Source organism: Allobosea sp. WAO (genome assembly GCF_001509835.1).
Lineage (GTDB): Bacteria > Pseudomonadota > Alphaproteobacteria > Rhizobiales > Beijerinckiaceae > Allobosea.
The window spans coordinates 177045-202065 of the sequence record NZ_JXTJ01000017.1 but is presented as its reverse complement, the minus strand read 5'-3'; the positions used below and the strand labels follow the sequence as shown (position 1 = coordinate 202065).

27 protein-coding genes are annotated in these 25021 nt (G+C 68.6%); 12 read left to right on the top strand and 15 right to left on the bottom strand.

Annotated elements, in window-relative coordinates:
* Positions 1-99: 99 nt before the first annotated feature.
* Positions 100-378, top strand: a complete 279-nt coding sequence (locus DK26_RS25845) for a GNAT family N-acetyltransferase (RefSeq protein ID WP_066479003.1) — start codon at positions 100-102, stop codon at positions 376-378.
* A 200-nt stretch (positions 379-578) separates the two neighbouring features.
* Complete coding sequence (gene purU / locus DK26_RS25840) at positions 579-1439, top strand: formyltetrahydrofolate deformylase (RefSeq protein WP_066479002.1); 861 nt, start codon at positions 579-581, stop codon at positions 1437-1439.
* 89 nt (positions 1440-1528) lie between these two features.
* Here the strand turns inward: purU and DK26_RS25835 are convergent, their stop codons facing one another.
* Positions 1529-2191, bottom strand: coding sequence for a L,D-transpeptidase (locus DK26_RS25835; protein ID WP_066479000.1), 663 nt, complete (start codon positions 2189-2191; stop codon positions 1529-1531).
* A 53-nt stretch (positions 2192-2244) separates the two neighbouring features.
* Positions 2245-2832: a DsbA family protein gene (locus DK26_RS25830; protein ID WP_248310109.1), complete on the bottom strand. Its 588-nt coding sequence runs from the start codon at positions 2830-2832 to the stop codon at positions 2245-2247.
* 208 nt (positions 2833-3040) lie between these two features.
* Between DK26_RS25830 and DK26_RS25825 the strand changes: the two genes are divergently transcribed.
* Together DK26_RS25825 and DK26_RS25820 are read left to right on the top strand one after the other, a co-directional pair.
* A complete protein-coding gene (locus DK26_RS25825) occupies positions 3041-3703 on the top strand; it encodes a response regulator transcription factor (protein ID WP_066478989.1) in 663 nt (220 codons plus the stop codon).
* The gene (locus DK26_RS25820) at positions 3700-5028 is read left to right on the top strand and encodes an ATP-binding protein (protein ID WP_066478988.1); all 1329 of its coding nucleotides are present in this window, start codon (positions 3700-3702) and stop codon (positions 5026-5028) included. Before DK26_RS25825 ends, DK26_RS25820 begins: the two co-directional genes overlap by 4 nt.
* A gap of 38 nt (positions 5029-5066) precedes the next feature.
* Here the strand turns inward: DK26_RS25820 and DK26_RS25815 are convergent, their stop codons facing one another.
* From DK26_RS25815 to DK26_RS25795, 5 genes are all read right to left on the bottom strand, one after another.
* Entirely contained in the window at positions 5067-5294 is a 228-nt protein-coding gene (locus DK26_RS25815) for a hypothetical protein (RefSeq protein WP_066478987.1), read from the bottom strand.
* Positions 5295-5377: 83 nt separating this feature from the next.
* On the bottom strand, positions 5378-7315 hold the full coding sequence (locus tag DK26_RS25810) for a mechanosensitive ion channel domain-containing protein (protein ID WP_066478986.1): 1938 nt from the start codon (positions 7313-7315) through the stop codon (positions 5378-5380).
* Between the two features lie 162 nt (positions 7316-7477).
* Positions 7478-8464 (bottom strand): TRAP transporter substrate-binding protein, encoded by a 987-nt coding sequence (locus tag DK26_RS25805; RefSeq protein ID WP_066478985.1) that lies wholly within the window; start codon positions 8462-8464, stop codon positions 7478-7480.
* Entirely contained in the window at positions 8464-10326 is a 1863-nt protein-coding gene (locus tag DK26_RS25800; protein ID WP_248310106.1) for a TRAP transporter large permease subunit, read from the bottom strand. The genes DK26_RS25805 and DK26_RS25800 overlap by 1 nt, the downstream gene beginning before the upstream one ends.
* 4 nt (positions 10327-10330) lie before the next feature.
* A complete protein-coding gene (locus DK26_RS25795) occupies positions 10331-10645 on the bottom strand; it encodes an NIPSNAP family protein (protein WP_066478973.1) in 315 nt (104 codons plus the stop codon).
* 320 nt (positions 10646-10965) lie between these two features.
* Here DK26_RS25795 and DK26_RS25790 point away from each other — a divergent pair, with 320 nt between their 5' ends.
* The 7 genes from DK26_RS25790 (at position 10966) to DK26_RS25760 (ending at position 16960) form a co-directional block, all read left to right on the top strand.
* Positions 10966-11319: a hypothetical protein gene (locus tag DK26_RS25790; protein WP_066478971.1), complete on the top strand. Its 354-nt coding sequence runs from the start codon at positions 10966-10968 to the stop codon at positions 11317-11319.
* A gap of 212 nt (positions 11320-11531) precedes the next feature.
* The gene (locus DK26_RS25785) at positions 11532-12053 is read left to right on the top strand and encodes a DUF1775 domain-containing protein (RefSeq protein ID WP_066478970.1); all 522 of its coding nucleotides are present in this window, start codon (positions 11532-11534) and stop codon (positions 12051-12053) included.
* 44 nt (positions 12054-12097) lie between these two features.
* A complete protein-coding gene (locus DK26_RS25780; RefSeq protein ID WP_066479071.1) occupies positions 12098-13693 on the top strand; it encodes a copper resistance CopC/CopD family protein in 1596 nt (531 codons plus the stop codon).
* Between the two features lie 41 nt (positions 13694-13734).
* Entirely contained in the window at positions 13735-14214 is a 480-nt protein-coding gene (locus DK26_RS25775; RefSeq protein WP_066478969.1) for a copper chaperone PCu(A)C, read from the top strand.
* A gap of 353 nt (positions 14215-14567) precedes the next feature.
* Positions 14568-15647, top strand: coding sequence for a tonB-system energizer ExbB (gene exbB, locus DK26_RS25770; protein ID WP_157089852.1), 1080 nt, complete (start codon positions 14568-14570; stop codon positions 15645-15647).
* A 6-nt stretch (positions 15648-15653) separates the two neighbouring features.
* On the top strand, positions 15654-16097 hold the full coding sequence (gene exbD, locus DK26_RS25765; protein WP_066478967.1) for a TonB system transport protein ExbD: 444 nt from the start codon (positions 15654-15656) through the stop codon (positions 16095-16097).
* Positions 16094-16960, top strand: coding sequence for a TonB family protein (locus DK26_RS25760; protein WP_066478964.1), 867 nt, complete (start codon positions 16094-16096; stop codon positions 16958-16960). The genes exbD and DK26_RS25760 overlap by 4 nt, the downstream gene beginning before the upstream one ends.
* 188 nt (positions 16961-17148) lie before the next feature.
* On the opposite strand, the gene DK26_RS25755 is transcribed toward DK26_RS25760, so the two are convergent.
* The 3 genes from DK26_RS25755 to DK26_RS25745 all read right to left on the bottom strand — a co-directional run bounded on the left by DK26_RS25755 (position 17149) and on the right by DK26_RS25745 (position 19694).
* On the bottom strand, positions 17149-18393 hold the full coding sequence (locus DK26_RS25755; protein WP_066479064.1) for an alpha/beta hydrolase: 1245 nt from the start codon (positions 18391-18393) through the stop codon (positions 17149-17151).
* A 142-nt stretch (positions 18394-18535) separates the two neighbouring features.
* Positions 18536-19300 (bottom strand): glucose 1-dehydrogenase, encoded by a 765-nt coding sequence (locus tag DK26_RS25750; RefSeq protein WP_066478962.1) that lies wholly within the window; start codon positions 19298-19300, stop codon positions 18536-18538.
* A 103-nt stretch (positions 19301-19403) separates the two neighbouring features.
* Positions 19404-19694, bottom strand: coding sequence for a metal-sensing transcriptional repressor (locus DK26_RS25745; protein ID WP_066478960.1), 291 nt, complete (start codon positions 19692-19694; stop codon positions 19404-19406).
* Positions 19695-19959: 265 nt separating this feature from the next.
* On the opposite strand from DK26_RS25745, the gene DK26_RS25740 reads away from it, so the two are divergent.
* Positions 19960-20868, top strand: a complete 909-nt coding sequence (locus DK26_RS25740) for a nickel/cobalt efflux transporter (RefSeq protein WP_066478957.1) — start codon at positions 19960-19962, stop codon at positions 20866-20868.
* Here the strand turns inward: DK26_RS25740 and DK26_RS25735 are convergent.
* From DK26_RS25735 to DK26_RS25715, 5 genes are all read right to left on the bottom strand, one after another.
* Positions 20849-21703, bottom strand: coding sequence for a GNAT family N-acetyltransferase (locus tag DK26_RS25735; protein WP_066478954.1), 855 nt, complete (start codon positions 21701-21703; stop codon positions 20849-20851). The two genes, DK26_RS25740 and DK26_RS25735, sit on opposite strands and share 20 nt — an antisense overlap.
* 5 nt (positions 21704-21708) lie before the next feature.
* Complete coding sequence (locus DK26_RS29475; protein ID WP_066478951.1) at positions 21709-22230, bottom strand: hypothetical protein; 522 nt, start codon at positions 22228-22230, stop codon at positions 21709-21711.
* Between the two features lie 12 nt (positions 22231-22242).
* Positions 22243-23172, bottom strand: coding sequence for a nucleoside hydrolase (locus DK26_RS25725; RefSeq protein ID WP_066478948.1), 930 nt, complete (start codon positions 23170-23172; stop codon positions 22243-22245).
* A 5-nt stretch (positions 23173-23177) separates the two neighbouring features.
* Positions 23178-23939: an ATP-binding cassette domain-containing protein gene (locus DK26_RS25720; protein ID WP_066478945.1), complete on the bottom strand. Its 762-nt coding sequence runs from the start codon at positions 23937-23939 to the stop codon at positions 23178-23180.
* A gap of 139 nt (positions 23940-24078) precedes the next feature.
* Positions 24079-25020 carry a sugar ABC transporter substrate-binding protein gene (locus DK26_RS25715; RefSeq protein ID WP_066478943.1) on the bottom strand — a complete coding sequence of 314 codons (942 nt, stop codon included), beginning with the start codon at positions 25018-25020 and terminating at the stop codon, positions 24079-24081.
* Between the last annotated feature and the right edge of the window lies 1 nt (position 25021).

Here is a 25021-nt window from a genome sequence, read left to right as displayed (position 1 = left end):
TGTCTTTACGGGTTGACGCGCCGGGCCTGCTGCTGGTCACCTGCCGCAGCGATCCGCTCGCGGCGGCTCGCTGACTTGGACCCACGGAAAGGGCCGCTGATGGACAATGCCGTCGTCGACAGACCGGATCAGAGCCGCTTCGAGTTGGCGATCGGCGACGAACTCGCCCTCGCCTATTACAGGATCGACGGCGACCGGATCGTCCTCACCCATACCGAGGTTCCCCAGGCGCTCTCGGGCCAGGGCGTCGGCTCACGGCTGGCGAAGGGCGTGTTCGAGCAGATCCGGGCGAGCGGGCGCAAGGTGGTGCCGCGCTGCTCCTTCATGGCGGGCTGGGTAAGCCGGCATCCCGAATACAACGACATCGTCGACGGCTAGGCCGCGTCAGCGAACCTCACCCTCGCGCCGCACACAAGCCTTGCGGAACGCCGGGCCCAGCCGATAGGTGGGCGGCGCGGGCCGGGCGCGCCATCAAGCCCCGTGCGACCAGCCGGTATCCGATGACGACCGCAGTGCCCGCCGGGGCTGCGGCAGCCGCCCTCGATCCCACGGGGGACGTCGACCCTGAAAGCGCCAGCATGCCGACCGAACAGTACCTCCTGACCCTGTCCTGCCCGAACCGTCCGGGCATCGTCGCGGCCGTGTCGCGCCATCTCTTCGAATGCGGTGGCAATATCCAGGAGGCCAACCAGTTCGACGATGTCGAGACCGGCGACTTCTTCATGCGCGTGGTCTTCAATTTCCCGGAAGGCGGTTCGCTCGCGCAGTTCCGCGAGGGCTTCGGCGCGATCGCCGAGCGCCATGCGATGAGCTGGCATGCAAGGCCGCGCCGCGAGCGCCAGCGCGTGCTGCTGCTGGTCTCGAAATTCGACCATTGCCTGGCCGACCTGCTCTATCGCTGGCGGACCGGCGAGCTCGACATGGAGATCGCCGGCATCGTCTCGAACTATCCACGCGAGATCTACCAGCACCTCGATTTCGACGGCGTCCCCTTCCATTACCTGCCGATCAGCAAGGACACCAAGCCGCAGCAGGAGGCCCAGATCTGGGCGCTGGTGCAGGAAGCGCGCGCCGATCTCGTGATCCTAGCCCGCTACATGCAGGTGCTGTCGGACGACCTCGCCGGCAAGCTCTCCGGGCGCTGCATCAATATCCACCACTCCTTCCTGCCCGGCTTCAAGGGCGCGAAGCCCTATCATCAGGCGCATTCGCGCGGGGTGAAGCTGATCGGCGCCACCGCGCATTACGTAACGGCCGACCTCGACGAGGGGCCGATCATCGAGCAGGACATCGAGCGCATCAGCCATCACGACACGCCCGAGGATCTGGTCCGCAAGGGCCGCGACATCGAGCGACGCGTGCTTGCCCGCGCTGTCGCCTGGCATCTCGACGGGCGCGTCCTCGGCAATGGCAGCAAGACCGTGGTCTTCCGGGACTGACGCCACAAGGCAAAGGGAGCAGAGGGCTGCTCCCTTTTGTCAGGCGGGCGTTGCTCCGGCGCGTCGATGACAGCGCCTGGATCGTGGTCCTACAGAACGACCACCTTCGAACCGCTCGGGATGCGGTTGTAGAGGTCGATCACGTCCTGGTTCATCATGCGGATGCAGCCCGAGGAGACGGCTTCGCCGATCGTTTCCGGCTCATTGGTGCCGTGGATCCGGTAGAGCGTGTCCTGGCCGTTCTTGAACAGATAGAGCGCGCGGGCGCCGAGCGGGTTGTTCTCGCCGCCGGCCATGCCGCCGGCCCATTTGGCGTAGCGCTGCGGCTCGCGCCGGATCATGTCGCGCGTCGGGGTCCAGCGCGGCCATTGCGCCTTGCGCTCGACCACCGCCGTGCCGCTGAATTCGAGCCCGGCCTTGCCGACGCCTACGCCATAGCGCAACGCCTTGCCGCCCTCCTGCACCAGGTAGAGGAAGCGGTTCTTCGGATCGACGATCAGCGTGCCCGGCTCGTGCTTAGTCCGGTAATCGACGAGCTGGCGGACATATTGAGGCTGCAGATCCTCGAGATTGACCGCCGGGATATTGAACTTCTCGGTTTCGATAGCTTCGTAGCGTTGCGCCACCAGCGGATCGATGGCAGGCGCGGCAGCGATCTGTGGCGGCGGAGGCCGCACCGTGGTGCAGGCGGCCGCCGACAGGGCAAGGGCAATGACGGCGAGGCGCTTCGCCGACAGGAGGGCGCGGATCATGCGTGGCTTTCGGCTAAGGACGTGGGAAGTCGGGGTGAGCGGCCGGGGCGCGACTACTTTTTGGCCTGCCGGGCGCGAGCATCGGCCACGGCCTGCTTGAAGCCGTCATAATCGAGCGTCGAGGTCCGGAACGGGCCGATGAGATAGGCCGGCGTGCCTTCGAGGCCGATGGCGTCGGCCTGGGCGAGATGGCGCCGGAGCAGCGCGGTGATCGCGTCCGACTTCGCCTTGAGATCGGCCTGGAGCCTGATCATGTCGACGCCGGCCGCCTGGATCGCTCCCAGAATCTTGTCCTTGGGAATCCGCATGCTGGGCAGCGCCATCAGCGCATGGTGCACGGTCTCGTATTTGCCCTGGTAATGCGCGCCGAGCGCGAGCTGCGCGCCGTAGACCGAGGCATCACCGAGGATGGGCCAGTCCTTATAGACCAGCCTGATCCTGCCATCGGTCTTGACGATGCGGGCGAGATCCGGAGCCGTCTTCTTGCAGTAGGGGCAATTGTAGTCGAGGAAGGCGGCGATGGTGACATCACCCTTCAGATTGCCGCCATTGGGCGCTTCGGGATCGTTGAGCACCGCATCGGCGCCGGTTTCCACCGCCCAGGCCGAGGAGGCGCCGAGCAGCGCCGGAACACCACTCATGGCGAGACCCGAGACAGCCATTCGGGCGAGCGCAGTGCGGCGGTTCATGAGCATCTCCAGCAGGCGACATGGTCGGCACCGGTGCCCGGCGGCATGATACCGGTGGGACATCGGCGACCTCTCGATCGGTTGAAGCCGCGCTGTCGGGTCTCCAGCTTAAGCCAGCCTTAAGGCTGGCCTGTCTGGTCGCGGGCGAAGGAGCGAGCGCATGCGTATTCTCGTGGTCGAAGACGACCCGATCCTCGCCGACGGCCTCGCCGTCGGCCTCGGCCTTGCCGGAATGACGGTCGACCGTGTCGAGAGCTGCGCCGATGCGCGCGCTGCGCTCGCGACCTCGACCTTCGACGCGATGGTGCTCGACCTGATGCTGCCCGACGGCTCCGGCCTCGACGTGCTCGGCGAGATGCGCCGCAGCGGCGACCGCACGCCGATCCTGCTCTTGACCGCGCTGGACGATACACCGGATCGCGTGCGCGGCCTCGACAGCGGCGCCGACGATTATCTCGGCAAGCCCTTCGACCTCGACGAATTGAGCGCCCGCGTGCGGGCGATCGCCAGGCGCGGCAACGGCCGGGCTGCGCCCTGCCTCACAGCCTGCGGCATCGTGCTCGACCCGGCCAGCCAGTCCGCGACCTTGAATGGCGTGCCGCTGCCCCTGTCGCGCCGCGAGTTCGCGGTGCTGTCGGCGCTGATGGAGCGCCCCGGCATCGTGCTCTCCAAGGTGGAAATCGAGGACCGGCTCTATGGCTGGCAGGAAGAGATCGAGAGCAATGCCGTGGAGGTCCACATCCACCATCTGCGCGCCAAGATCGGCCGCGAGACGATCGAAACGGTGCGCGGACTAGGCTACCGGATCAGGGTCGCGTCATGAGTTCGTTGCGCGGCCGGCTGTTCGCGATCCTGCTGACGGCGACCGGCCTGATCTGGCTCTCGGCGGCAGTCTGGATCTATTTCGGCACGCATCGGGAGCTCGAGCGCGTCCTCGACACCCGCCTCCAGGAGGCGGCGCGGATGGTGAACTCGCTGGTCGGAAGCGCCAACATGACCGTGGCGATGGCGGCGCTGCCCGGCTCGCCCGCCGAAGCCGGGGGCTATGAGCGCCAGCTCTCCTGCCAGATCTGGTCGTTCGACGGCCGCCTCGTCGCGCGCTCCGACGGTACGCCGCATGGCCGATTGACCGAGGTTCGCTCCGGCTTCTCCGACCGCATCGTCGATGGTGAGCCCTGGCGCGTCTACACCGTCGCCAACGAGACCGCGGGCATCCACATCATGGTCGGCGACCGGCTCGGCCTGCGCGATCGCCTCGTCTCGGAGCTGATCAAGGGTCTGCTCGCCCCGACCCTGCTGATCGCGCCGCTGCTCGGCCTGTTGATCTGGATCAGCCTCGGCCAGGGTCTGCGGCCGCTGCGGGCGATGGCCGGCGATGTTCGCAATCGCGATGCCGACGATATGAGCCCGATCGACGCCGCCCATGCGCCGGCCGAGGTGAAGCCGCTGGCGCAGGCGCTCAACGGGCTTTTCGCCAAGGTCGAGACGGCGCGCCGTCACGAGCGCGAGGTCACCGCCTTCGCCGCGCACGAATTGCGCACGCCGCTGGCGGGACTGAAGACGCAGGCGCAGATCGCGATGGCGGCGGAGGATCCCGCCGTACGGCACGGCGCCTTGCAGCGGATCGCGCTCTCGGTCGACCGCACGACCAGGCTGGTGCGGCAATTGCTGGCGCTGGCGAAGCTCGACACGAGCGGCCCGCCACCCGCCCGCGAGACGGTCTCCGTCGGCGCGATCTTCGACGAGATCACCGAGGCCGCACCCGGCGCCGCGCCGCATCCTTCGGTCACGCTCGATCCGGCGCTGCAGGCGCTGACCCTGCAGACCAGCCGCGAATTGCTGACCCTGATCCTGCGCAACCTGCATGAGAACGCAGTGCAGCACATGCCGGCGGACGGGCGCATCAGCTGGCGGTCCACGGCGAGCGGCCGCGGCATCGCCATCGAAGACGAGGGCCCCGGCATACCCGAAGACGAGCTGGCGCTGGTCACGCAACGCTTTTTCCGCGGCCGGCACAAGAGCGCGCTCGGCACCGGCCTTGGCCTCGCCATCGCCGATGCGGCGGCAAGGCAGCTCGGCGCCTCGCTGCGCCTGAGCAACCGGGTGGACCGCCCGGGCCTGCGGGCCGAGATCGAGCTCGGCGGCTGAGCTTTCAGAAGCGCGCAGACTCCCGCGGACCCGGCACTTCAGCCGCCACGGGCCTCGACCACCTTGCGGCAGCCATCCGAGAGCTTCGTCTTGTTGTCACGCAGGCAGGCGTTCATCTGCGGAGGCTTGCCGACGAACGAGGCGCAGAGCTTCATCGCGTCCGAGCGGCAGGCGGCACGCTCCTGCGCGGTGGGCTCCGGCTGGGCGAGCGCGGCGGAACCGCCCTGGAGGAGAATGGCGCAGGCGACGAGAAGAGACCTATTCATCGGATCGTCCTTTCACCGTGAGCTTCCGGCCCGGTATCCGGGGCGGCGAAGTGGTCAGCGAACCCAGGCAGCCCATGCCGTTGTCATGGCGCCGCCGCGGACGGCTTGGCAGGCATGGGCGCAGCGAGGCCGGCGGAGTCCGGGCTCGGCGGCGTCGGCTCTTCCGTGGCCGGCGGCGTGACCGGTAGTTCGGCGACCGAGACCGAGACCGGCCCCGGGCTGCCGGTCATCCGCGATTCCTCGGCGACCTCCTCGATCAGATGCCGCACCAGCGGCGGCACGCGCTCGATCGCAGGCGCCACCATGTCGAAGCCGAAGCCGATGCTGCCGCCGGTGCCGTCCTGCGGTTCGCTCCGCAGCACCGCGATATCGCCGACGATCGCGGCATGGATCGTCGGCTCGCTGCGGAGGGCCGCGACCGCATTGCGCCTGAAACGGGTCATCCCCGCCTGCCCCGGCGACGTCGCGAAGGGCACCTCGACCGTCACATGCACCAGCCGGCGGCTATGGTTGGTGACTGTGCCGAGCTCGCCGAGCGGGATGGTGTGGACGCGGCCGGACTGGTCGCGCAGTCGCACGCTGCGCAGGTTGATCTGCTCGAGCCGGCCGCAGCGGCCGGCGGCCTCGATGGTCTCGCCCAGCCTGAAGACATCGTCGAGCATGTAGAAGACGCCGGAGACGATATCCTTGACCAGCGTCTGCGAGCCGAAGCTGATGGCGAGGCCGACGATGCTGGCACCAGCGAGCAGGGGCGTGGTGTCGATGCCCATGGTCGAGAGCGCGACCAGCAGGAAGACCACGCCGATCACCCCGATCGCGACGAAGCGCAGGATCGGCAGCACGGTGGTAAGCCGCGCCATCCTGTCGTCACCCGGTTCCGCGCCGGGACCGGCCTCGCGCGGCGTCAGCTTCGCCTCAGTCCAGACATGGATCGCCGCCGACAAGGTGACGCCCAGCACGAGGATGAAGGAGGCGAAGGTCAGGCGGTGGGTGAAGCTGAGCCACGCCTCGGGCGTGAAGCCGCCGAACACATCCCGCCACCAGAACTGAATCACGATGCGGACCAGGAGCGCCGCCGCCAGCGCGTCGACGACGACACGGACGACGAAGAAGCGGCGCATGATCTCCGGCTTGCGGGAATCGCGGATGCTGACCGCCAGCGCCCGGTCGAGCGCGACCGCCAGCAGCGGGATCACGATCATGCCGACGGCGCCGCGATAAAGGTCGAAATCGAGCTCTATCCAGCCCCAAGTCCAGAAGGCGAACAGCAAGAGGACCATGCCTGAGGCGAGCAGGCGCGTCAGCACGGGCAAGCCGTGTCGGCCGAGACTTCGCAGCAGCCGCAGCGCCGCCAGCGCCATGCAGAGCGCCACGGCCCAGGAGATCAGCCGCAGCGAGGGCAGCGGCAGACCCATGCGCTGCGCAGCGCCGAGCAACGCGTTGTGCAGGTGGCCGACGGCAAAGATGATACCGAACTGCCAGACGGCCTTGCTGGCGCCATGATCGTCGACGGCGACCAGGCGCAGGCGTCGCATTGTCGGCTGGAACAGGATGTGCAGCAGAGTCAGCAGCAGAAGCCAGCGGATCAGTCCGCTGGTCAGATCGCTCGGGAAGGTGCTCGTTCCCGGCGCGATGCCGAGCACGCGAACCAGAAGAAACCTGCCGGTCACCGTCGCCGCGAGCACCACCAGCGCATCGAGCCCCGCGACCCGGGTGATCCCCGCGAAGGCCGAGCGCGCCGCACCGGCGCGCTGGCGGCGATGCCTGAGCAGATGCCCGGTCAGCAGATAGACGGCGAGCACGGCGCCGGCGACCAGCAGTCCCTCGGCCAGAAGCACCCAGGCGGAGGGCGTACCCGGCATGATGCGCCAGAGCGCGTCCGGAAGCTGGGGGGCGGCATCGAGCGCGCCCAGGGCCTCCGCCTCGATGCGCTTGAGCAACAGCGTCACGCCGTCCAGCGGCGAGGCCATCGCCGAGGCCGGCACCGGCGCTGCGGCCGGAACTGACGGGCCGCTTTGCATGCGGCGCTCCCCATTCTTCGCGCATCCACGCAGCTTGCTGCTGCTTCGGCGAGATCAGCGGGAGGGCCGATGCGCTACCACCCCAACGTCATGGGATAGTCGAAGACGCGGCTGCGATCCAGATTGTCACAGCGCGCCTCGCGCTGCGAGGAGCGGCCGCCCTCACGGCGTGGCGGCGATCGCCTCGATCTTCGCCATGCCGCCTAGCTTCGGAGCGAAGGAGGTCCAGACCTTGCGGGCTCCGGCCTCCCAGCCGGCCCGGTCTTCGGCCTGTGCGACCTTGCCGCCCTCGGCCTTGGCCTTGGCCATCGAGGCCTCCTCGTCGGCGATGATCAGCTCGTCGAAATGGGCTGCTCCTTCCGCGGCCGCCGCAGCGAACGCAGCTTTGTCCTCGGCGGAGAGCCCCTTCCAGAAGCTCGCGGAGACATAGACCACGCCCGTCGCCCAGATATGGCCGGTCTCGATCAGCCAGGGCACGACCTCGTGCAGCTTGAAGCCGACATAGGCCGACTTGGTCAGGTCCATCGCGTCGACGACGCCGCTCTTCAGCGCGTTGTAGGTTTCCGGAATCGGGATCGGCGTCGGGAAGGCGCCGAAGCCGGACCAGAGCTCGGTGTGCAGCGGGCTCTGGATCACCCGGATGCGCTTGCCCTTGATGCCGGCCGGCGTGGTGATCGGCTCCTTGGCGAGGAGATGGCGGGCGCCATAATTGATGAAGCCGAGCACGACGAAGCCCTGCGCCTCGTATTTCGCCTTGAGTTCGTCCCCGAGTGGCCCGGCGAGCACTCGCTTCAGGTGGCCGCGGTCGCGGAACAGGAAGGGCAGGTCGAGGATCTGGCCCTCCGGCACCCAGCCCGACAGGGCCGAGATGGTCGAGAGCGAAGCCTGGACCGAGCCTAGCTTGATGCCTTCGGCGACCTCCTTCTCGCCGCCGAGCGCGGCATTGGCGACGATGCGCAGGTCGAAGCGGCCGGGGGCGGTCTTCGCCAGGATCTCGGAGATCCTGCGCCAGATCCTGGTCTCCGGCTTGTCCTCGCCGAGCAGAGAGGCGACCGTGACCGGCCGGCCGGCGGCAAGGCCTGCACCTGCGGAGAGAAGCGCGGGCGCAGCGACGAGCCCGACGGCGATCTGGCGGCGGGTGAAGGACATCAGAACAGCTCCTTGATCGAAGGCGGAAGCGAGGGCCAGGCGGCAGCGCCGAGGCAGAGGACGGCGAGCGCCGCGAGCAGCGCGGCGAGCAGAGGCAGCACTGCCCTGAACACGGACGCCGCCGGGACGCGGGTTATGCCGCTGACGACATAGACGAGGATGCCGAGCGGCGGCGTCAGCCCGTGGATCATCAGGTTGACGACGAGGATGACGCCGAATTGGATCGGATCGAGCCCGGCCGCGATCGCCACCGGCAGCATCAGCGGCGCGAGCAAGAGGATCGCCGCGCCGATATCGAGGAAGAGCCCGGCGACGAGCAGGACGAGGTTAGCCAGCAGCATCACCGCATAGGGGCCACCGCCGAGCGCGGTGACGAGCCCCGCCATCTGGTCCGAGACACGGTCGACCGCGAGCAGGAAGGCGAAAGGCGCCGAAGCTCCAATCAGCAGCCCGACGGCCGCCGCCTCGCCAGCCGAGCTGCGCAAGGCGCGGCCGACCCCGGCAAGATCGAGGCTGCGCAAGGCGAGGCAGACGACGAGCGCGTAGGCGACGGCGAGCGCCGAGGCCTCGGTCACCGTGACCACGCCGAAGCGGATGCCGACCACCACCACGACGCCGAGCCCGATCGCGGGCAAGGCGCCGACGAAGCTCCGCCCCCGCTCGGCCGCCGTCGCCTTCGGCGCCTCGTCGACGACGCCACGGACGCTGAGATGGATGCCGATGGCAAGCGCCGGCACCAGCACCGCGCCGGCGACAAAGCCGCCGACCAGGAGCGAGCCGACCGAGAGATTGGTCGCAGCCGCCAGGATCAGGAAGGCGATCGAGGGCGGGATAATGTTGTCGATCATCGAGACGCCGGCGACGATCGCCGCCGCATTGGCCGGCGGGTAGCCGCGCGCCACCAGAGCCGGCGCCATCACCTTGGCGCCGAAGGCGGCGTTCGCCACCGAGGAGCCCGAGGCACCGGAAAACAGGGTGCTGGCGACCAGCGCCGTCTGCGCCAGCCCCGCCCGCCAATGACCAACGAGCGCGGCGGCGAAGCGCACCAGCCGCTCGGCGAGACCGCCGGCTGTCAACAACTCTCCGGCGAGCAGGAAGAAGGGGATCGCCAGCAGCAGGAATTTCGAAACGCCGGAGACGGTGTTCTGGACGATGGCCGGCTCGGGCAGCAGGCCACCGAAGGCGCCGGAGAGCGAGACCCCGGCGAGCAGCGCGAAAGGCAACGGCGCGCCGATCAGGAGCCCGAACCCGGCAGCGAGCGCCGCGACGAGGCTCGGCGCGCCCAACGAAAGACCTGTCGCACCTTGGGCCGCGAGATAGAAGCCAGCGCCAATGAGCAGCGAAGCCAGCGCAGCTGCGAGCGAGCGGTCGAGCGCGGCGCGCCAGAGGAGGAGCAGCACGGTGAAACCGCCCCCCACAGCAAAAGCGGCAAAGCGCAGGCTCTCCGGCAAGCCGAGCACCGTGGAGGTGCCGCCGACCAGAGCGGCGACGCTGGCGCCCCCTATGGCGATGACGAGCGCGCCGTGGACCGCCACCGCATCGGCCAGAATGGCGGCAAGGCGCTGACCGGCCCCCGGTAGCAGCCGGACGAGGACGTCGAGCCGCATCGACAGGGCGCTCGTCGCCGCCAGCGGCATGCCGAGCGCGACAAGTGCGACATTGAGCCAGATCGCCAGCTCGTCAGACCAGATCAGCCCGGCGCCGAAGAGATAGCGCCGCAGCACCGCCAGCATCACGATGGTGAAGAGCAGGCCGAGCACGGTTGCGCCGAGCCATTCCAGCACCGCAGAGACGCCGACGAGCCCGCGCTCGCTCTGTCGGCGCAGCGCAGGCGGGACAGGTCCTCGGGCGGCGAGGCTCACGGCGCTAGCGCAGCGGCGAAAAGGCGGTCGGGCGCAGGATGCGGCTGCGCATCTCCAGCACATAGGGAGCGGCCTTGGCGCGGAATTCCTGCCAGCGCGGATCGGCCTCCATCGCCGCGCGCCGGCGCTCGCGGTCGCCCGCATCCTCGAAGCGCCACATGTGAACGACCTCATTGACGACGCCGCTATCGGTGGTGAACCAGCCGATCAGCTGGCCGAGATGCGACACCTGCAGCTCCATCCCTTCCTTCACATACAGGTCGAGATAATCCCGGACATGGGCCGGCTTGATGGCATAGGTGCGCTCGTCGAGGATCATGATCCAACCTGTTCCTGGGCCGCAGTGCGACGCGCCGTGCAGCCGTTCCATTGCCCGTCCATTGTACGCATCGGACCGGAGAGAACTGGTCCTGCCCTCGGCCGAAGCACGGCGCGGACAATCGCGGCGGGGTTGGGGCCGGTCAATAGAAACAGCCACCTTAAAGCGCCGTCATCGTGGGAGGAATTTCCCCGGAAGCCTGCAACGCCCTGCGGCAACGCGCCCGTCGCGGCGAAATTGACGCGCCGCGCCGCCATGCTATCGAAGGGGCAGGAGAGCAAATCTTGTCCGCAGTGCGCCGCAAAGCAGGATGGAGCCGGTTGGCCGCGATCGCCGCCGCCTATCTGCTCGTGCTGCAGGCGGTGTTCGGCGGGCTGGCCTCCGGCGCGCATGCGGCCGGCATGAGCCTCGACCGTTCGCTGGGCATGACGCTCTGCGCTCCCGGCGAGATGCCGCCCGGCGATGACGGCGCCGCAGCCCACGAAATGCCGAGCTGCTGCATGCTCGGCTGCTTCCTTTCCGGCTCCGGCGCACCTGCCGCGACGGCCGGCTTCACCCCGGTTGTCCATCGCCCGGTCGATCTGATCGCCTTCCAGCTGCGGCGCGACCTGCCACATGGCTTTGCCGCCGGGCGTTCCCCGGCCAATCCGCGCGCGCCACCCGCCGCAGCCTGAGCCGCCCGCGCAGACGCGCCGGCAGCTCCCGCCCCTTCACGTGAAGCCGCGCAGCCTCCGTAGGCAGTCGCGCGGCGTGCAATGGGCGATTTTCTCAGCAAACAGCGCCTTCGTTGCTCCCGATCAACGTGGTCGGCCCGCGCGCAGGCTCATCTTCAGGGCGACCATGCCCCTTCGGCCCAGAAGGCCGAAGACCTCAAAGGCCTCAAACCATGTCAAAATCGGCATTCCTCGCGGCAGTGCTTGCCGCCCTCGCCACCTCCCCAGCCCTCGCCCATGTCACGCTCGAAACCCAGCAGGCTCCGGTCGGCTCGACCTACAAGGCGGTGCTGCGCGTACCCCATGGCTGCAAGGGCGCTCCGACGATCAAGGTCCGCGTCCGCGTGCCGGAAGGCATGATCGCGGTCAAACCGATGCCCAAGGCCGGCTGGGCGCTGGACACGGTGAAAGGCAAGTACGGCAAGACCTATGACTATTACGGCACGCCGACCGCCGAGGGCGTCACCGAGGTGATCTGGAGCGGCGGCAAGCTGCTCGACGAGCATTATGACGAGTTCGTGCTGCGCGGCTATCTGACCACCGACCTCAAGCCTGAGACGACGCTGCATGTGCCGGTCGTCCAGGAATGCGAGGGCGGCAGCGTCGAGCGCTGGATCGAGATCCCGGCCGAGGGCAAGAGCGCGGACGACTACAAGTTCCCCGCTCCCGGCCTCAAGCTCACCCCGAAGAAATAAGGCGAAGGCGGCCGGGCCTCGTGCCCGGCCGCTGGCTCCAGGCCATGCTCCGTCGCCTCCTCGTCCTTCTCCTGCTGCTCGGCGCCTGCGCTGCGGCGACGCTGCGCCCCGGGACCGCGCTTGCGCATGCCGCCCTAGTCACGACCACGCCGGCCGATGGCGCGGTGCTGGCGCGGCCGCCGGCTGCCTTCACGCTGCGCTTCAGCGAGCCGGTCTCGCCGCTGGTGCTGCGCCTTATCGGCCCGGACGGCGAGACACGCGCGCTCGAACGTTTCGCGCTGCGCGACAGGGAGCTGACGATCGAAGTGCCGACCGATCTCGCTGCGGGCAGCCATGTCCTGAGCTGGCGGGTGGTGTCGGAGGATGGTCATCCGGTCGGCGGCTCGGTGCTGTTTTCCATCGGAGCGCCGGGCGCAAGGCCGCCGGAGGCGAGCGCGCAACGAAACTTGCCGATCACCCTGGCTCTTTGGCTGGGGCGCGTCGGACTTTATCTCGGCCTCGCTCTCAGCATTGGTGGCGTCGCCTTCTCGGCCTGGGTCGGGCCCTTGCCCGCGAGCGCCCGCAGGCCGCTTCGCGTGCTCATTGTGCTCGGCCTTGCTGCCGTGCCGTTCGCCTTGGCGGCGCAGGGCCTCGACGCCTTGGCAGCCCCGGCTTCCGATGTGCTGCGTCCCGAGATCTGGCGGGCCGGGATCGGCAGCAGTTTTGGCCACACCGCCGCGATCGCGACCTTGGCCCTGCTGGCCGGGCTGGTATCACTGTCGCTGGCGGGCAGCGCCGGACGGGCGCTCGCGCTCGCTGCCCTGCTCGGTGCCGGGCTGGCTCTGGCGGCGAGCGGACACGCCAGCGCCGCATCCCCGCAATGGCTGATGCGCCCCGCCGTCTTCCTTCACGGCATCGCCATGGCCGCCTGGGCCGGCGCCCTGCTGCCGCTCGCACAGGCGTTGCGAGGGGGGGATGGCGCCGCGACGTTGGCGCGGTTCTCGCGCCGTATCTCGTTCTTCCTGATCATCCTGTTCGCCAGCGGTGCCGCCCTCGCCATCGTTCAGGTCGAGCAGCCCGGTGCGTTGCTGACCAGCACATACGGCCTCGTTCTCACAGCGAAGCTCGCTTTGGTAGCTGTCCTGCTCGGGCTCGCGACTTTCAACCGCTACCGGCTGACCGCGCCGGCGCGAGAGGGCGCCGAGCCGGCCAAACGGCGGCTGCGAGGCGTGATTGGCGTCGAGGTCGCCATCGTCCTGGCGATCCTCGCCACCGCGGCGCTCTGGCGTTTCACGCCGCCGCCCCGGACCCTGACGATCGCCAGCGCCACGGCAGTGCCTGCCTCGGTCCATATCCACAGCGAAAAGGCGATGGCCGAGATCAGCGTCAGGCCCGGACGGCCAGGCCCTGCCAACGTCTCGGTCGCGCTGCTCGACGGCAATTTCGGGCCGCTCACCGCCAAGGAGGTGCGCCTCTCGCTCGCCAACCGCGCCGCCGGCATCGAGGCGGTCGAGCGGCCGGCGTTGCGCCAGCCAGACGGCAACTGGCTGGTGGAGGGCCTCACCATCCCGGTCGCCGGGCGCTGGAGCGTCGAGATCGAAATCCTGGTCTCGGATTTCGAGATGATCCGCCTCGGCGACACCATCGAGATCAAGCCTTGATTACCGTTCAACCTATCCAACCCGGCCGAAGGAGCCTCAAGATGAATTCTCTCATTCGCATGTCCGCCGCCCTGGCCTTCTCGCTCGCGGGCTGTGCGGCGCTCGCCAACGACTACACCGCCGGACCGCTCAAACTCGAGCAGCCCTGGACGCGGGCGACGCCGGCCGGCGCCAAGATCGCCGGCGGTTACCTCGCGGTGACCAATACCGGCAACACCCCGGACCGCCTGCTCGGCGGCACCAGCGAGGTTTCCGGCAAGGTCGAGGTCCATGAGATGGCGGTGAAGGATGGCGTCATGACCATGCGCGGCCTGCCCGAAGGGCTGGAGATCAAGCCCGGCGAGAAGACCGAGCTCAAGCCCGGCAGCTACCATCTGATGCTGATGGACCTGAAGCGTCAGCTCAAGGAAGGCGAGAGCATCAAGGCGACGCTCAATTTCGAGAAGGCCGGCCCGGTCGCAGTCGAGTTCTCGGTCCAGTCGGTCGGCGCCCGCACGCCGGCCGCCGGCCACAAGCACTGACCACGCCCGAGCGTCCACGCCGACCGGAGCGAGGCCGTCAGGCGATTTCAGCGCCTGACGGCCTCCTGCCGCCGGAGACCGCCACGCCTGCACGAAAGATGCGCGTCGTGAAGCCCCCGAATACTTGAACTGCTCGGAGCACAAGGCGGCGCAAGCGTTACTTTAGAATACCTGTAAACTATTGTATTTGCTAACTTATCTTGCTTGGGCTAACTGCTCCCTACGGTCGCGCCGGCAGCATTCTGCCCGGATGCACACCCTGCGGCCGTAAGACGGCAAGGCGCTTGCGCCACCGTCGTTTCACCCAGCGCTCCCGCCAAGAGGTGCGCGGCCCAGGCTACGGAACCAATTCGATGCGGCGTTTGATCGGCCTTGTCCTGCTCTCGATGAGCCTCGTTGCCCTCCCGGGGGCGCGCTCGGCCGGCATCGCGCAGACCGTCCAGCCCCAGGCCGTCCCCTCTCAAACTGCTCCCTCGCAACCTGCCCCTTCCCAAGCTGCGCCGGCCCAGCCCGGTCAGGCGCAAGCCCTGCCGGCGCCGGCGGCACCCGCCGCGCCTGTGCCGGAAGCGCCTCAGCCGGTGCCGCACGGCACGATCGGCGGCCCGTTCACTCCTTCCGCGATGACTCCGCTTTCGCCGCCGGCAGTCCCGGCCCCGGCGCCCGTCGTGCAGGCCGCCCTGCCGCATGATCTTTCGCCCTGGGGCATGTTCATGGCGGCCGACATCGTCGTTAAGGCGGTGATGGTCGGCCTCGCCTTCGCCTCGCTGGTGACCTGGACGATCTGGCTCGCCAAGGCGATCGAGCTTGCCGCCGCCAAGGCCCGCGCCCAGCGCGCGACGCGCCGGCTGGAGCAGGCTGCCAGCCTGGACGAAGCGGCTCAGGCCATCGCCGGCCGCAAGGGCCAGGCGCAAGGCCCGGTGGCTTTCCTGGTCGCCGCAGCCCAGACCGAGCGCGAGCGCTCCACCGATCTCGGCGAGGACGGCGTCAAGGAACGCGTCGCAATCTCCCTGTCGCGGATCGAGGCCCGGGCCGGGCGCAGCATGGCGCGCGGTACCGGCCTGCTGGCGACGATCGGCTCCACCGCCCCCTTCGTCGGCCTGTTCGGCACGGTCTGGGGCATCATGAATTCGTTTATCGGCATCAGCCAGGCGAAGACCACCAATCTCGCCGTCGTCGCGCCCGGCATCGCCGAGGCGCTGCTCGCCACCGCGATCGGCCTCGTCGCGGCGATCCCGGCGGTGATCATCTACAACGTCTTCTCGCGCTCGATCGCCGGCTACCGGGCGACGCTCTCCGACGCTTCCGGCGAGGTGCTGCGCCATCTCTCGCGCGATCTTGAGCGGACACGCCGCGCCGTCGCCCTGCAAGCACGCGCCGGCCTCCATGCGGTGCCGGCACAGGCCGCGGCGATGCCGCGCGCCCGGGTGGAGTAAGCGGCGATGGCTGTCTCGCTCAAGGAGCCCCAGGACGGTGATCTCGGCGAAGTCAGCGAGATCAACGTCACGCCGTTCATCGACGTCATCCTGGTGCTGCTGATTATCTTCATGGTGGCGGCGCCACTCTCGACGGTCGACGTCGCGGTCGACCTGCCGGTCTCGAACGCGCAGCCGCAGCCCCGCCCCGACAAGCCGATATTCCTGACCGTCAGGCAGGACCTTTCGCTAGCGCTGGGCAACGACACCGTGGCGAGCGAGCAATTGCAGGCGACGCTCGACCGCCAGACCGGCAATGACCGCGAGCAGCGCGTCTTCCTGCGAGCCGACGGGGCAGTCGCCTATCGCGAGCTCATGGAAGTCATGAACAAGCTGCGCCATGCCGGCTATCTCAAGATCGCGCTGGTCGGGCTCGAGGATACCGGTCAGGCGGGAGCAACCAAGCCGTGATCGCGATCGCGCCCCAAAGGCGAGGCCTCGCCGCCTTGCGCTGGGCCACGGCGGCACTGGCGGTCGCTTCAGTCCATGGCGGCATGGCCTGGGTCGCGCTCAACTGGCGTCCAACCGAGGCGGCAGCTGGCGCTCCCGAACCAGCCGTGATGATCGAGCTCGCTGCCGTCTCCGTCGCGCCCGAGGCGCCGGCAGAGGAGCTTCCGGTCGCGCCCGAGAAGGTCGAACAGGAGCAGCCGCCAGAGCCGGTCAAGGAGACCCCGCCGGAACCGCCGCCGCCCGAGCCTGAACCGGAGCCCGAACCGACGCCGATCGAGCAACCGGAGATCAAGCTGCCGGAGTTGCCCTCGATTCCGCAGCTCGACGCCGTGCTGCTGCCGCCGCCGCCCGATCTGAAGCCGCCGGAGAAAAAGCCGCCGCCGAAGAAGATCGTCGAGAAGAAAGAGAAGCCGAAGCCCAAGATCGTGCGCCGGCCGGTCGAGCCTGACCGCCCGAAGGCCCGCGAGGCCGCCGCTCCGGAGGCTTCGACGCCGCGTGCCGCTGCGCCCTCCGCCGCGGCGCAAGGCACGGCCTCGCAGCCATCGGTCTCGAACGCATCCTGGCGCGGCATGCTGATCGCCCATCTCAACCGCTACAAGCGCTTCCCGGGCGGAGCCAATCCCGGGACCGTCCAGGTCGCCTTTTCGATCGACCGGGCTGGGCGCGTCCTGTCCTCGCGCGTCGTCGGCACGTCGGGCAATGCGGCGCTCGACGAGGAGGCCGCCGCGATGATCCGGCGCGCCAGTCCGGTTCCCGCTCCTCCTGCCGGGGTCGGCGGGGGTGGCGCGATCTCGCTGTCGGTGCCAGTTCGCTTCAACCGCTGAGAAGCAGAGGCGGCCGGCGCGCTCCGTCGCTGGCGTCCGACGTCACCTGTGTCCAACCGACCGGTCGCGGAGCAGCGATCCATCCTTGGCCGGCGCCATCCGTCGCCGAGGCGTGGGCGCGCCAAAGTGATCTCCACTTTTCAGCACCGGGCCTGGACCTGCCTTTCGATCGGCCGCCCCCCGCTCCTTTACCTGGGCTGGCTGACGCGCTCCAATGGCGAGGTCACGGCGTGTCCGGCCGTCTCGCCGGCATCCTGGATGTTGCGCCCGAGTTCCTCGACCTTGTCGCCGAAATTGTTTCGGGTATGCGGGTCGATGACGGCGATCGGCGCCGAGACGACGAGGCCCGCCGCGGTACCGACGGCTGCCGCCGCCGTGCCGGTCGCCTGGATCAGCCGGTCACCGATGCCGACGCGCGAATCGGTGATCGGCTGGCCGGAAACCAAGCGCGTGCCGATCAGCTTCACCACTTCGGGGCTCTCGGCGAACTTGCCGTGGTTGAGGCTGTCGCCGCTCTTCAGCTTGGTGAGATTGAGGACGGTGATCTTGTCCGCCTCCATCTCGCTTTTATAGGGCTCGACATCAGGATCGATCGCGCCGAGGCGGGCCGTCGAGCCCCAGACGCGGCGGGAGACGGCGAGCGCCCGGTCGTCCTGCGAGACGAACAGGGTGAACTTCGGACGGCGCCCCTCCATCTCTTTGACCTGGGTGCGGAAGACGTCGACGTCGACGTCGGGCGACGCCAGCATGACATTGGCGATCTTCGCGGGAATCCCGCGATTGCGGATCGCCATCAGCGTCAGCGCCTCGAGCGTGAGCCAGTTGCCCATGGAGTGGGCGAGGATCGAGACCTCGCCGACCGCCGGGTCGCGGGCGAGCGCTTGCAGCAGGTTCTCGAGGGCGTGGCGGGAGTAGTTGGTGCTCTCGCGATCATAGCCATAGGCGAAGATCGAGCCGCGTGATGGCCAGGTGAACAGCACCGGCACGACCTCGGCGCCGGAATCATGAACGATCTGGGCGAAGCGATAGACCGCATCCTCGAAGCGGTTGTTGAAACCGTGGATGAAGACCATGACCCGGCGCTTCGGCACCTTCGACGCTGCCGAATGCAGGCGCGCCAGCGCGGCGGTCCGATCGAGCTTCTCGACCTTCAGCGTTACGAAATCGGTCGCCGGATTGCCGGGCAGTTTGCTCGGCCACTGCACCTCGCCGACAGCGCGCTTGCCGTCCGGCGGCAGGGAGACGGTGATCTCGGCGAAAGCGCTCTTGCCACGCTCGCCCGAGAACAGCACGCCCTCATCCGCATCGGGCGCGCGCGTCGTGCCAACCAGCATGGTGACCTTGCTGGTTCCCGGCACTGTCGCCGCGACGGGCCCGAGCACGCCCTTGACGTCACCGGCACAGCCGGCGAGCAGGCCGCCCAGCAGGAACACCGCAGGCGCCGCGGAACGTCGATGCCGGGCCGCGGCCTGATTGCTGCTGAACAAAGTCACAGGCCACCCCGAGCCGCCTCAACGCGCCCGACCATTGTCGGCGCCGACGGGCGCGTCAAGCTCCACGTCGACGCCTTGCCGGCTACACCATGAACTGGCCGCCATTGACCTCGAGGGTCTGGCCGGTGATGTAGCCACTCATCGATGGGCTGGCGAAGAACAGGAACGCGCCGACATTCTCCTGCGGCGTGCCGAGGCGACCCATCGGAATCGTCTGGCGCATCGCCTCGATCTGCTGCGGCGTCGAATAGCGCTCATGGAACGGCGTCATGATCACGCCCGGCGAGACCGCGTTGACGCGGATGCCGAAGGGCAGGAACTCCTTGGCCATGCCACGGGTCAGGTTGAGCACGAAGGCCTTGGAGCTGGCATAGAGCGACGAGCCCGGGCCGCCGCCATTACGCGCCGCGACCGAGCTCAGGTTGATGACGCTGGAATGGCCGGATTGCTTGAGGTGCGGCAGCGCCGCCTTCGAGGCCATCACGACCGAGCGGACATTGAGATCGACGACGCTGTCGAAGAAGGCATCGTCGACCTCGCCGATCGGGGTGCGTTTGACAAGCGCGCCGGCATTGTTGACGAGGACGTCGAGCCCGCCGAGCTTTTCGGCCGCCTTGCCGACCAGATCCTCGGTCGCAGCGCTGTCGGAGACGTCCGCCTGGAGCGCATGGGCCTCGCCGCCCGCAGCGCGGATCTCGGCGACGACCGCATTCGCCTCCGCCTCGCTCGACTTGTAGTGGACGATGACGCGCATGCCATGGGCCGCATAGGCCTTGGCGACGGCCGCGCCGATGCCGGTGCTGGAGCCGGTGATCAGGGCGCGCATGCCCTTCAGGTCGTCAAGCATAATTCCTCCGCTTTGGTTTTAATCGTTTCAATCACGATCATGCGCGACCGGGCGCCGGACCGCCACCGCCATGCGGGCAACCCGGCCATTCGCTGGCGCCGTTTCAGAGGAACTTGGTCATCGCCTTGAACTCGGCCAGGAGCTCGCGCGAACCGTCCGGGATGTGACCGGCAGCCTCCTCCAGGCAATGGTCGATATGCTCCTGGATCAGAATCTTGCGAGCATTCGCGATTGCGCCTTCGACCGCCTGCAATTGCTGCGCGATGTCGAGGCAGGAGCGGACATTGACGACCATCTCTATGGTCGCGCGCAAATGTCCCTCCGCCCGCCTCAGCCGGGTGATGACCTCCGGATTCCGGTGATGGTGGATCCGGGCGTGAGCCTCGTCCTGCATCTTGCTCCTATCCTCCCCGGGAGGTTATAGACCTGCCACGGTGCTTGCGCATATCGATCGCGCGCATGGCCGCCAGCCGGCTGCGTCGGGCCGGGGCGGGATGCGTGCCAAGGCAAGCAGCGGTCCGATCGGGCAGGCGCCGGCGCGAGACCGGGCGCATCCCCGAAGATCGGGCGGGCGAGGACGAGACGGGCGCCCCCGACCAGCGCCGGCAGAGCCGGACGGCACGGCAGCGCGCGATCCGTTCCGGATCCGGGGCCATTTCGTGCCTAGTTTTACCGAACTGCTCGCACAGGGTGCGGGCCATGCCTGGCTGTTCATTCCGAGCGCGATCCTGCTCGGCGCACTGCACGGGCTCGAGCCCGGCCATTCCAAGACGATGATGGCGGCCTTCATCGTCGCTGTACGAGGGTCCGTTCCGCAAGCAATCCTGCTCGGGCTCGCCGCGACGTTGTCCCACACGCTCGTGGTCTGGGCAGTCGCCCTCACCGGTCTCTATCTGGCGCGTGATCTCGACGCCGAGGCGACGGAGCCCTGGTTCCAGCTCGCCTCCGGCCTGATCATCATTGCGATCGCGTTCTGGATGCTATGGCGAACTTGGCAGGGGCAGCGCGCACTGCGGCCGGTCGGTCACGGCCATGGCGAGGGCGGCGGGCATCGCCATAGTCATTCGCACGGGCATGGACACGCGCATGGCCACTCGCACGGTCAGAGCCATCGTCATCACCATGCCGCCGACAGCGAAGAACCGATGGACGCCCATCAGCGCGCCCATGCGGAGGACATTCGCAGACGCTTCACCGACCGGCCGGTGACGACCTGGCAAATCGCCTTGTTCGGGCTGACCGGCGGGCTGATCCCCTGCCCGGCCGCGATCACCGTGCTGCTGATCTGCATGCAGCTGCGCGAGATCGCGCTCGGCGCGGTGCTGGTGCTGTGCTTCTCGATCGGTCTGGCACTGACGCTGGTTTCGGTCGGTATCGCCGCCTCGCTCAGCCTGCGAGCGGTCGAGAAGCGGTCGAACTGGCTTTCGACTCTCTCGGCAAGGGCGCCCTATGTCTCGGGCGTCTTGATCGTGCTCGTCGGCCTGTACACCGTCTATCACGGCTGGAGCGGCCTGCAGGTGCAGGCGGCGCGCGCCGCGGCGATGCTGGTCAGCCCAGCGCCTGGTTGACCAGCGCGAAGAGCCTGGCCGGACCGGGGGGCGCCGGCCGCTCGCCGCACAGCATCACCAGGCCGGTATCGACTTCCGGCAAGCCCAGCTCCGTCAGCCAGCTGCCGAGGCCCGTCGGCGCAGGCACGTCGACGCGGATGAACTCGCTCGGCCGGGCCGCTAGGCCATGCGCGATCAGGCAGCGCGCGGCCCGATAGTCGACGGCAGCGACGGGGCCGATCAGCCAGCCAAGCCCGCGGCGGCGCAGGACCGAGAAGCCCGCGGCGACGCCGTCCCGATCCAGAACATACGCCTCGCCGCGACCGAGCAGGGCCGAGAGAACCGGGGCACGCGGAAGACCGGTCGCGGCTTCGTCGAGCGCGGCCAAAACGGGAAGGTCGGCCTCGGTCGCAAGGCGCAGAGTCTCACTCGGCCCCAGAGGCGGAAGCCCGACTGCGGGCGCCGGCCCCTGGTGCTGCAGCACCGTCCCGACCGGCTCGAAGCCGTATTTCGCATAGAGCGGCCGCCCCTGCTCGGTCGCGATCAGGCCGCGCGAACGGCCTCTGGTGGCATCGAGCAGCCCCTGCATCAGCAGCTTGCCGAGGCCGGCGCCCTGGCGCTCGGGCGCGACGATGATGCTGCCGAGCGAGGCGTGGCCGGAGCCGAACGTCCACCACATCGCGGTGCCGACCACCTCGCCCGCGGCGATGGCGGCGAGCCCCTGGCCGAGGCCTAGCACCAGCGCCCAGTCCTCGCGCCGATGAGCCCAGCCGACCTGTTGCGACAGGCGATGGCAGGCGTCGAGATCATCCGGCGTCAGCGCGCGCAGATGGGCTGCGCCAACGGCGTTAGGCAAGGCGCTCACCGGCAGAAGTCGGCGCAGCCGGCGTCCCAGAACCGCGCCGCTTCCGCCAGTGGCGGAACCGAGGGGCGCGGCTTGGCGCCGGGCAGATCGGCCGGGACCGGCACGACCAGCTCCCACCAGCGATGGGCACATTGCGAGCGGAAGGCCATCTGGTCGCTGATCGAGGTGCCTTCGCGCGCGAGGGCGGCGTCGAGCGCCTCGCAGCTCTGGCGCAGCGCGGCGTCATGGGCGTCGCTCGGATCATTGGCATAGTCGTGGAAGGCCTCGGTGAAGGCCTCCATCTCGCGGGCGATATGCGGCCATTCCGCGCGACCGAGATTCCAGGCGTCCATCCATTCGCGCACGACCGTTTCGACGGCCTCAGCCTTCGGCTTGTCGGCGACCTTGCGGGCAGTGGTCAGCATGTGCCGCATCAGCTCGGCGCGGGCGTGGATGTGACGCGCGGCAAGGGCAGCCTTCTGCATGGCGGCGATGGAGTCCACAGCCTCCTGCTGCAGTTCCTCGACGAAATGGGGCATGATCTTCTCCGGTCAGGGCAGCGTCGCGAGGCGGGCGAACATCCGCTCGAACAGCGTCTCGGCCTGGACAGTCGCGACGACATGGGCGTTGGGCTCGCGCTTCAGGCGGCCGTTCCAGTCGATGGTGGTGCGCCCGCGCAAGGGGCCGTCACTGGTCTCGACCTCGACGAAGCAGTCGCGGCCGGAGAACAGCTCGGGCCAGAGCAGAAAGGCGATAACGCAGGGGTCGTGCATGGGATGGCCGACCGTGCCGAGCCCGCCGGGGCGAGGCCGCGTCAGCATGCCGTGCACAACGCGGCCGGCGGCGTTGCCGTGTTCGAGCAGGCGCGCGACCTGCTCGTGCGCGGCGATGGCCTGCAGCGTGACGCCGAGGCCCATCATCACGATCGGCCGGCCGCAGCCAAAGACGATCGCGGCCGCATGCGGATCGACATGGATGTTGAACTCGGCAGCCGGGGTGACGTTTCCGAGCGCCAGCGCCCCGCCCATCAAGACGATGCGCTTCACTTTCGGCAACACATCGGGCGCCAGCCGGAAAGCAAGCGCGAGATTGGTCAGCGGCCCGAGTGGGCAGAGCGTGACGCCGTCATCCGGCGCTGCGCGCAAGGTTGCGATCAGCGCCTCGACCGCATGGCCGGGCGCCACCTCGCCGCGCGGCGGCGGCAGGTCGGCGCCAGCAAGCCCGTCCGGGCCGCAGACGAACTCCGCCGTAGATAGCGGGTAGACCAGCGGCACGTCCGCGCCGCGATGGACGGGCACGTCCTCGCGCCCGCAAAGCTCGCGGATGCGTAGCGCATTGGCCGTGGTCTGCGCCACCGGGACATTGCCGGCGACGGTGGTGATCGCCTTCAGGTCGAGCTCGCCAGCGCTGGCGAAGGCAAGCAGCAGGGCGACGGCGTCGTCCTGGCCGGGATCGGTGTCGATGATGGTGGTTTCGCGCATGATCTTCAGGCCGCGCGGGCGTTTCCAGCCATGATCATGTGGCTGAGATCGTCGGCGGTGAGATCGCCGAGCGGCTGATCGACGTACTTTCGACCCGCGCCCATGATCACAACGCGGTCGGCGAGCGCGACCACGTCGCGCATGTTGTGGCTGATCAGCAGCACCGTCTTGCCATCGGCCTTGAGCTTGCGGATCAGGTCGAGGACGAGCGCCGTCTCCTTGACGCCGAGCGCCGCCGTCGGCTCGTCCATGATGATGATCTCGGCCTTCCAGCGCAGTGCCCGCGAAATCGCGACCGCCTGGCGCTGGCCGCCGGAAAGCCGCTCGACCGGGCGGTCCATGTCCTCGACCGTGACCGAGAGCTGCTTGAGGAAGCCGCGCGCCTCCTGCGCCATCCTCTTCTTGTCGAGCACGCGCAGGAAGGGCAGCAGCACGGGCTTGGTCAGCTCCGAGCCCATGAAGACGTTCTGGGCGATGGAAAGGCGCGGCGCCAGCGCGAGGTCCTGATAGATGGTGGCGACGCCGTGGCTCAGCGCATCATGCGGCGAGGCGAAGACGACCTCCTTGCCGCGCATCGAAATAGTGCCCGAGCTCGCCTCCTCGGCGCCGGAGATCACCTTGATCAGGCTCGACTTGCCGGCGCCGTTGTCGCCGCAGATCGCCACCACCTCGCCGGGATGGATGTCGAGATCGACCTCGCGCACGGCGACGACCGGGCCGTAATTCTTGCCGATGCCGCGCAGGGACAGGAGGGGGGTGGCGGTCATCGCAACTGGCTCCGGACGCTCCGTCCGTCATGCTCGCCCTTGTGGCGAGCATCCACGTCTTGAACACCAAAGCTGGCGAAGGAAGACGTGGATGGTCGGGACAAGCCCGACCATGACGATGAGAGGTTCGCCCTTATCTTCACTTCAGGAACTGCTGGACGTTGCTCTTGTCGACCAGCACGGCGTCGGTGAAGAGGTAGGGACCGGAGGTCACCGTCTCCTTCGGCTTCTTGTCGACGACGATGGTCTGAACCGCGTCGACCGCCTGCTTGCCCATCTCCTCGAAGGGGATGGAGACGGTCGCCATGAAGGTCGAAGCCGGGTCGGCGATGCGGGCATAGGTCTCCTTGCCGCCATCGACCGAGACCAGCGGGATCTGGCCCTTCTTGACGCCCTGCGCCTGCAGGAGATCGTCGATGATGTAGGCCTGGCCGTCGAAGGAAGCCCAGATGCCATTGATCTTGCCCTGGTTCTGCAGGAGCAGCGCCTGCATGCCGGCGCGGACATCATCACGCCAGCTCTGGGTGCGGGCCATCGAGAACTTGCCGAGTTCCTTCACCGCCTGGTTCTCGGAAAGCACGGCGTCGAGCAGCTTGCCGCGGATACGCGAGGCGACGTTGAGATCGAAGCGGGCCGAAACGATGTTGCCCTGGTAGCCGAGCTGGCCGAGCAGGTAGAGCGCCGCCTCGGCGCCGACCTTGTACTCGTTGGTCTGGATGTCGAAGAGCGCGTGCGGGCTCGCCCCCGACTGCACGGTGATGACCGGGATCTTGGCGTCCTTGGCCGCCTTGAACTGGGCGTCGGCCTCGACCGGCTTGCCCATGGCGATGATGATCGCATCGACCTTCTTGGCGATCAGCGCGTCGAACTGCTCGGCGTGCTTGGGCAGTGCGCCCTCCGAGTTGAGCAGCGTGACGTTCCAGCCCTTGGCCTTGGCCGCAGCAGCTGCGGCATTGGCGACGCGGGCATGCGTCTCCGAGGAGAACTGAAAGCCGATGACGCCAAGCTCGAAAGCCTGCGCGCCCTGCCCCAACCCGACCACGGCGACCGCCGCCAGCAGCACTTTCCTGATACCGACCATG

What these genes read in the sequence shown, in the direction of transcription:
- DK26_RS25715 (WP_066478943.1), bottom strand. Translation starts at nt 25,020, where the DNA reads ATGGTCGGTATCAGGAAAGTGCTGCTGGCGGCGGTCGCCGTGGTCGGG.
- DK26_RS25835 (WP_066479000.1), bottom strand. Translation starts at nt 2,191, where the DNA reads ATGATCCGCGCCCTCCTGTCGGCGAAGCGCCTCGCCGTCATTGCCCTT.
- DK26_RS25775 (WP_066478969.1), top strand. Translation starts at nt 13,735, where the DNA reads ATGAATTCTCTCATTCGCATGTCCGCCGCCCTGGCCTTCTCGCTCGCG.
- DK26_RS25825 (WP_066478989.1), top strand. Translation starts at nt 3,041, where the DNA reads ATGCGTATTCTCGTGGTCGAAGACGACCCGATCCTCGCCGACGGCCTC.
- DK26_RS25785 (WP_066478970.1), top strand. Translation starts at nt 11,532, where the DNA reads ATGTCAAAATCGGCATTCCTCGCGGCAGTGCTTGCCGCCCTCGCCACC.
- exbD (WP_066478967.1), top strand. Translation starts at nt 15,654, where the DNA reads ATGGCTGTCTCGCTCAAGGAGCCCCAGGACGGTGATCTCGGCGAAGTC.
- DK26_RS25750 (WP_066478962.1), bottom strand. Translation starts at nt 19,300, where the DNA reads ATGCTTGACGACCTGAAGGGCATGCGCGCCCTGATCACCGGCTCCAGC.
- DK26_RS25820 (WP_066478988.1), top strand. Translation starts at nt 3,700, where the DNA reads ATGAGTTCGTTGCGCGGCCGGCTGTTCGCGATCCTGCTGACGGCGACC.
- DK26_RS25815 (WP_066478987.1), bottom strand. Translation starts at nt 5,294, where the DNA reads ATGAATAGGTCTCTTCTCGTCGCCTGCGCCATTCTCCTCCAGGGCGGT.
- exbB (WP_157089852.1), top strand. Translation starts at nt 14,568, where the DNA reads ATGCGGCGTTTGATCGGCCTTGTCCTGCTCTCGATGAGCCTCGTTGCC.
- DK26_RS25780 (WP_066479071.1), top strand. Translation starts at nt 12,098, where the DNA reads ATGCTCCGTCGCCTCCTCGTCCTTCTCCTGCTGCTCGGCGCCTGCGCT.
- DK26_RS25795 (WP_066478973.1), bottom strand. Translation starts at nt 10,645, where the DNA reads ATGATCCTCGACGAGCGCACCTATGCCATCAAGCCGGCCCATGTCCGG.
- DK26_RS29475 (WP_066478951.1), bottom strand. Translation starts at nt 22,230, where the DNA reads ATGCCCCATTTCGTCGAGGAACTGCAGCAGGAGGCTGTGGACTCCATC.
- DK26_RS25720 (WP_066478945.1), bottom strand. Translation starts at nt 23,939, where the DNA reads ATGACCGCCACCCCCCTCCTGTCCCTGCGCGGCATCGGCAAGAATTAC.
- DK26_RS25725 (WP_066478948.1), bottom strand. Translation starts at nt 23,172, where the DNA reads ATGCGCGAAACCACCATCATCGACACCGATCCCGGCCAGGACGACGCC.
- purU (WP_066479002.1), top strand. Translation starts at nt 579, where the DNA reads ATGCCGACCGAACAGTACCTCCTGACCCTGTCCTGCCCGAACCGTCCG.
- DK26_RS25805 (WP_066478985.1), bottom strand. Translation starts at nt 8,464, where the DNA reads ATGTCCTTCACCCGCCGCCAGATCGCCGTCGGGCTCGTCGCTGCGCCC.
- DK26_RS25830 (WP_248310109.1), bottom strand. Translation starts at nt 2,832, where the DNA reads ATGAGTGGTGTTCCGGCGCTGCTCGGCGCCTCCTCGGCCTGGGCGGTG.
- DK26_RS25845 (WP_066479003.1), top strand. Translation starts at nt 100, where the DNA reads ATGGACAATGCCGTCGTCGACAGACCGGATCAGAGCCGCTTCGAGTTG.
- DK26_RS25810 (WP_066478986.1), bottom strand. Translation starts at nt 7,315, where the DNA reads ATGCAAAGCGGCCCGTCAGTTCCGGCCGCAGCGCCGGTGCCGGCCTCG.
- DK26_RS25745 (WP_066478960.1), bottom strand. Translation starts at nt 19,694, where the DNA reads ATGCAGGACGAGGCTCACGCCCGGATCCACCATCACCGGAATCCGGAG.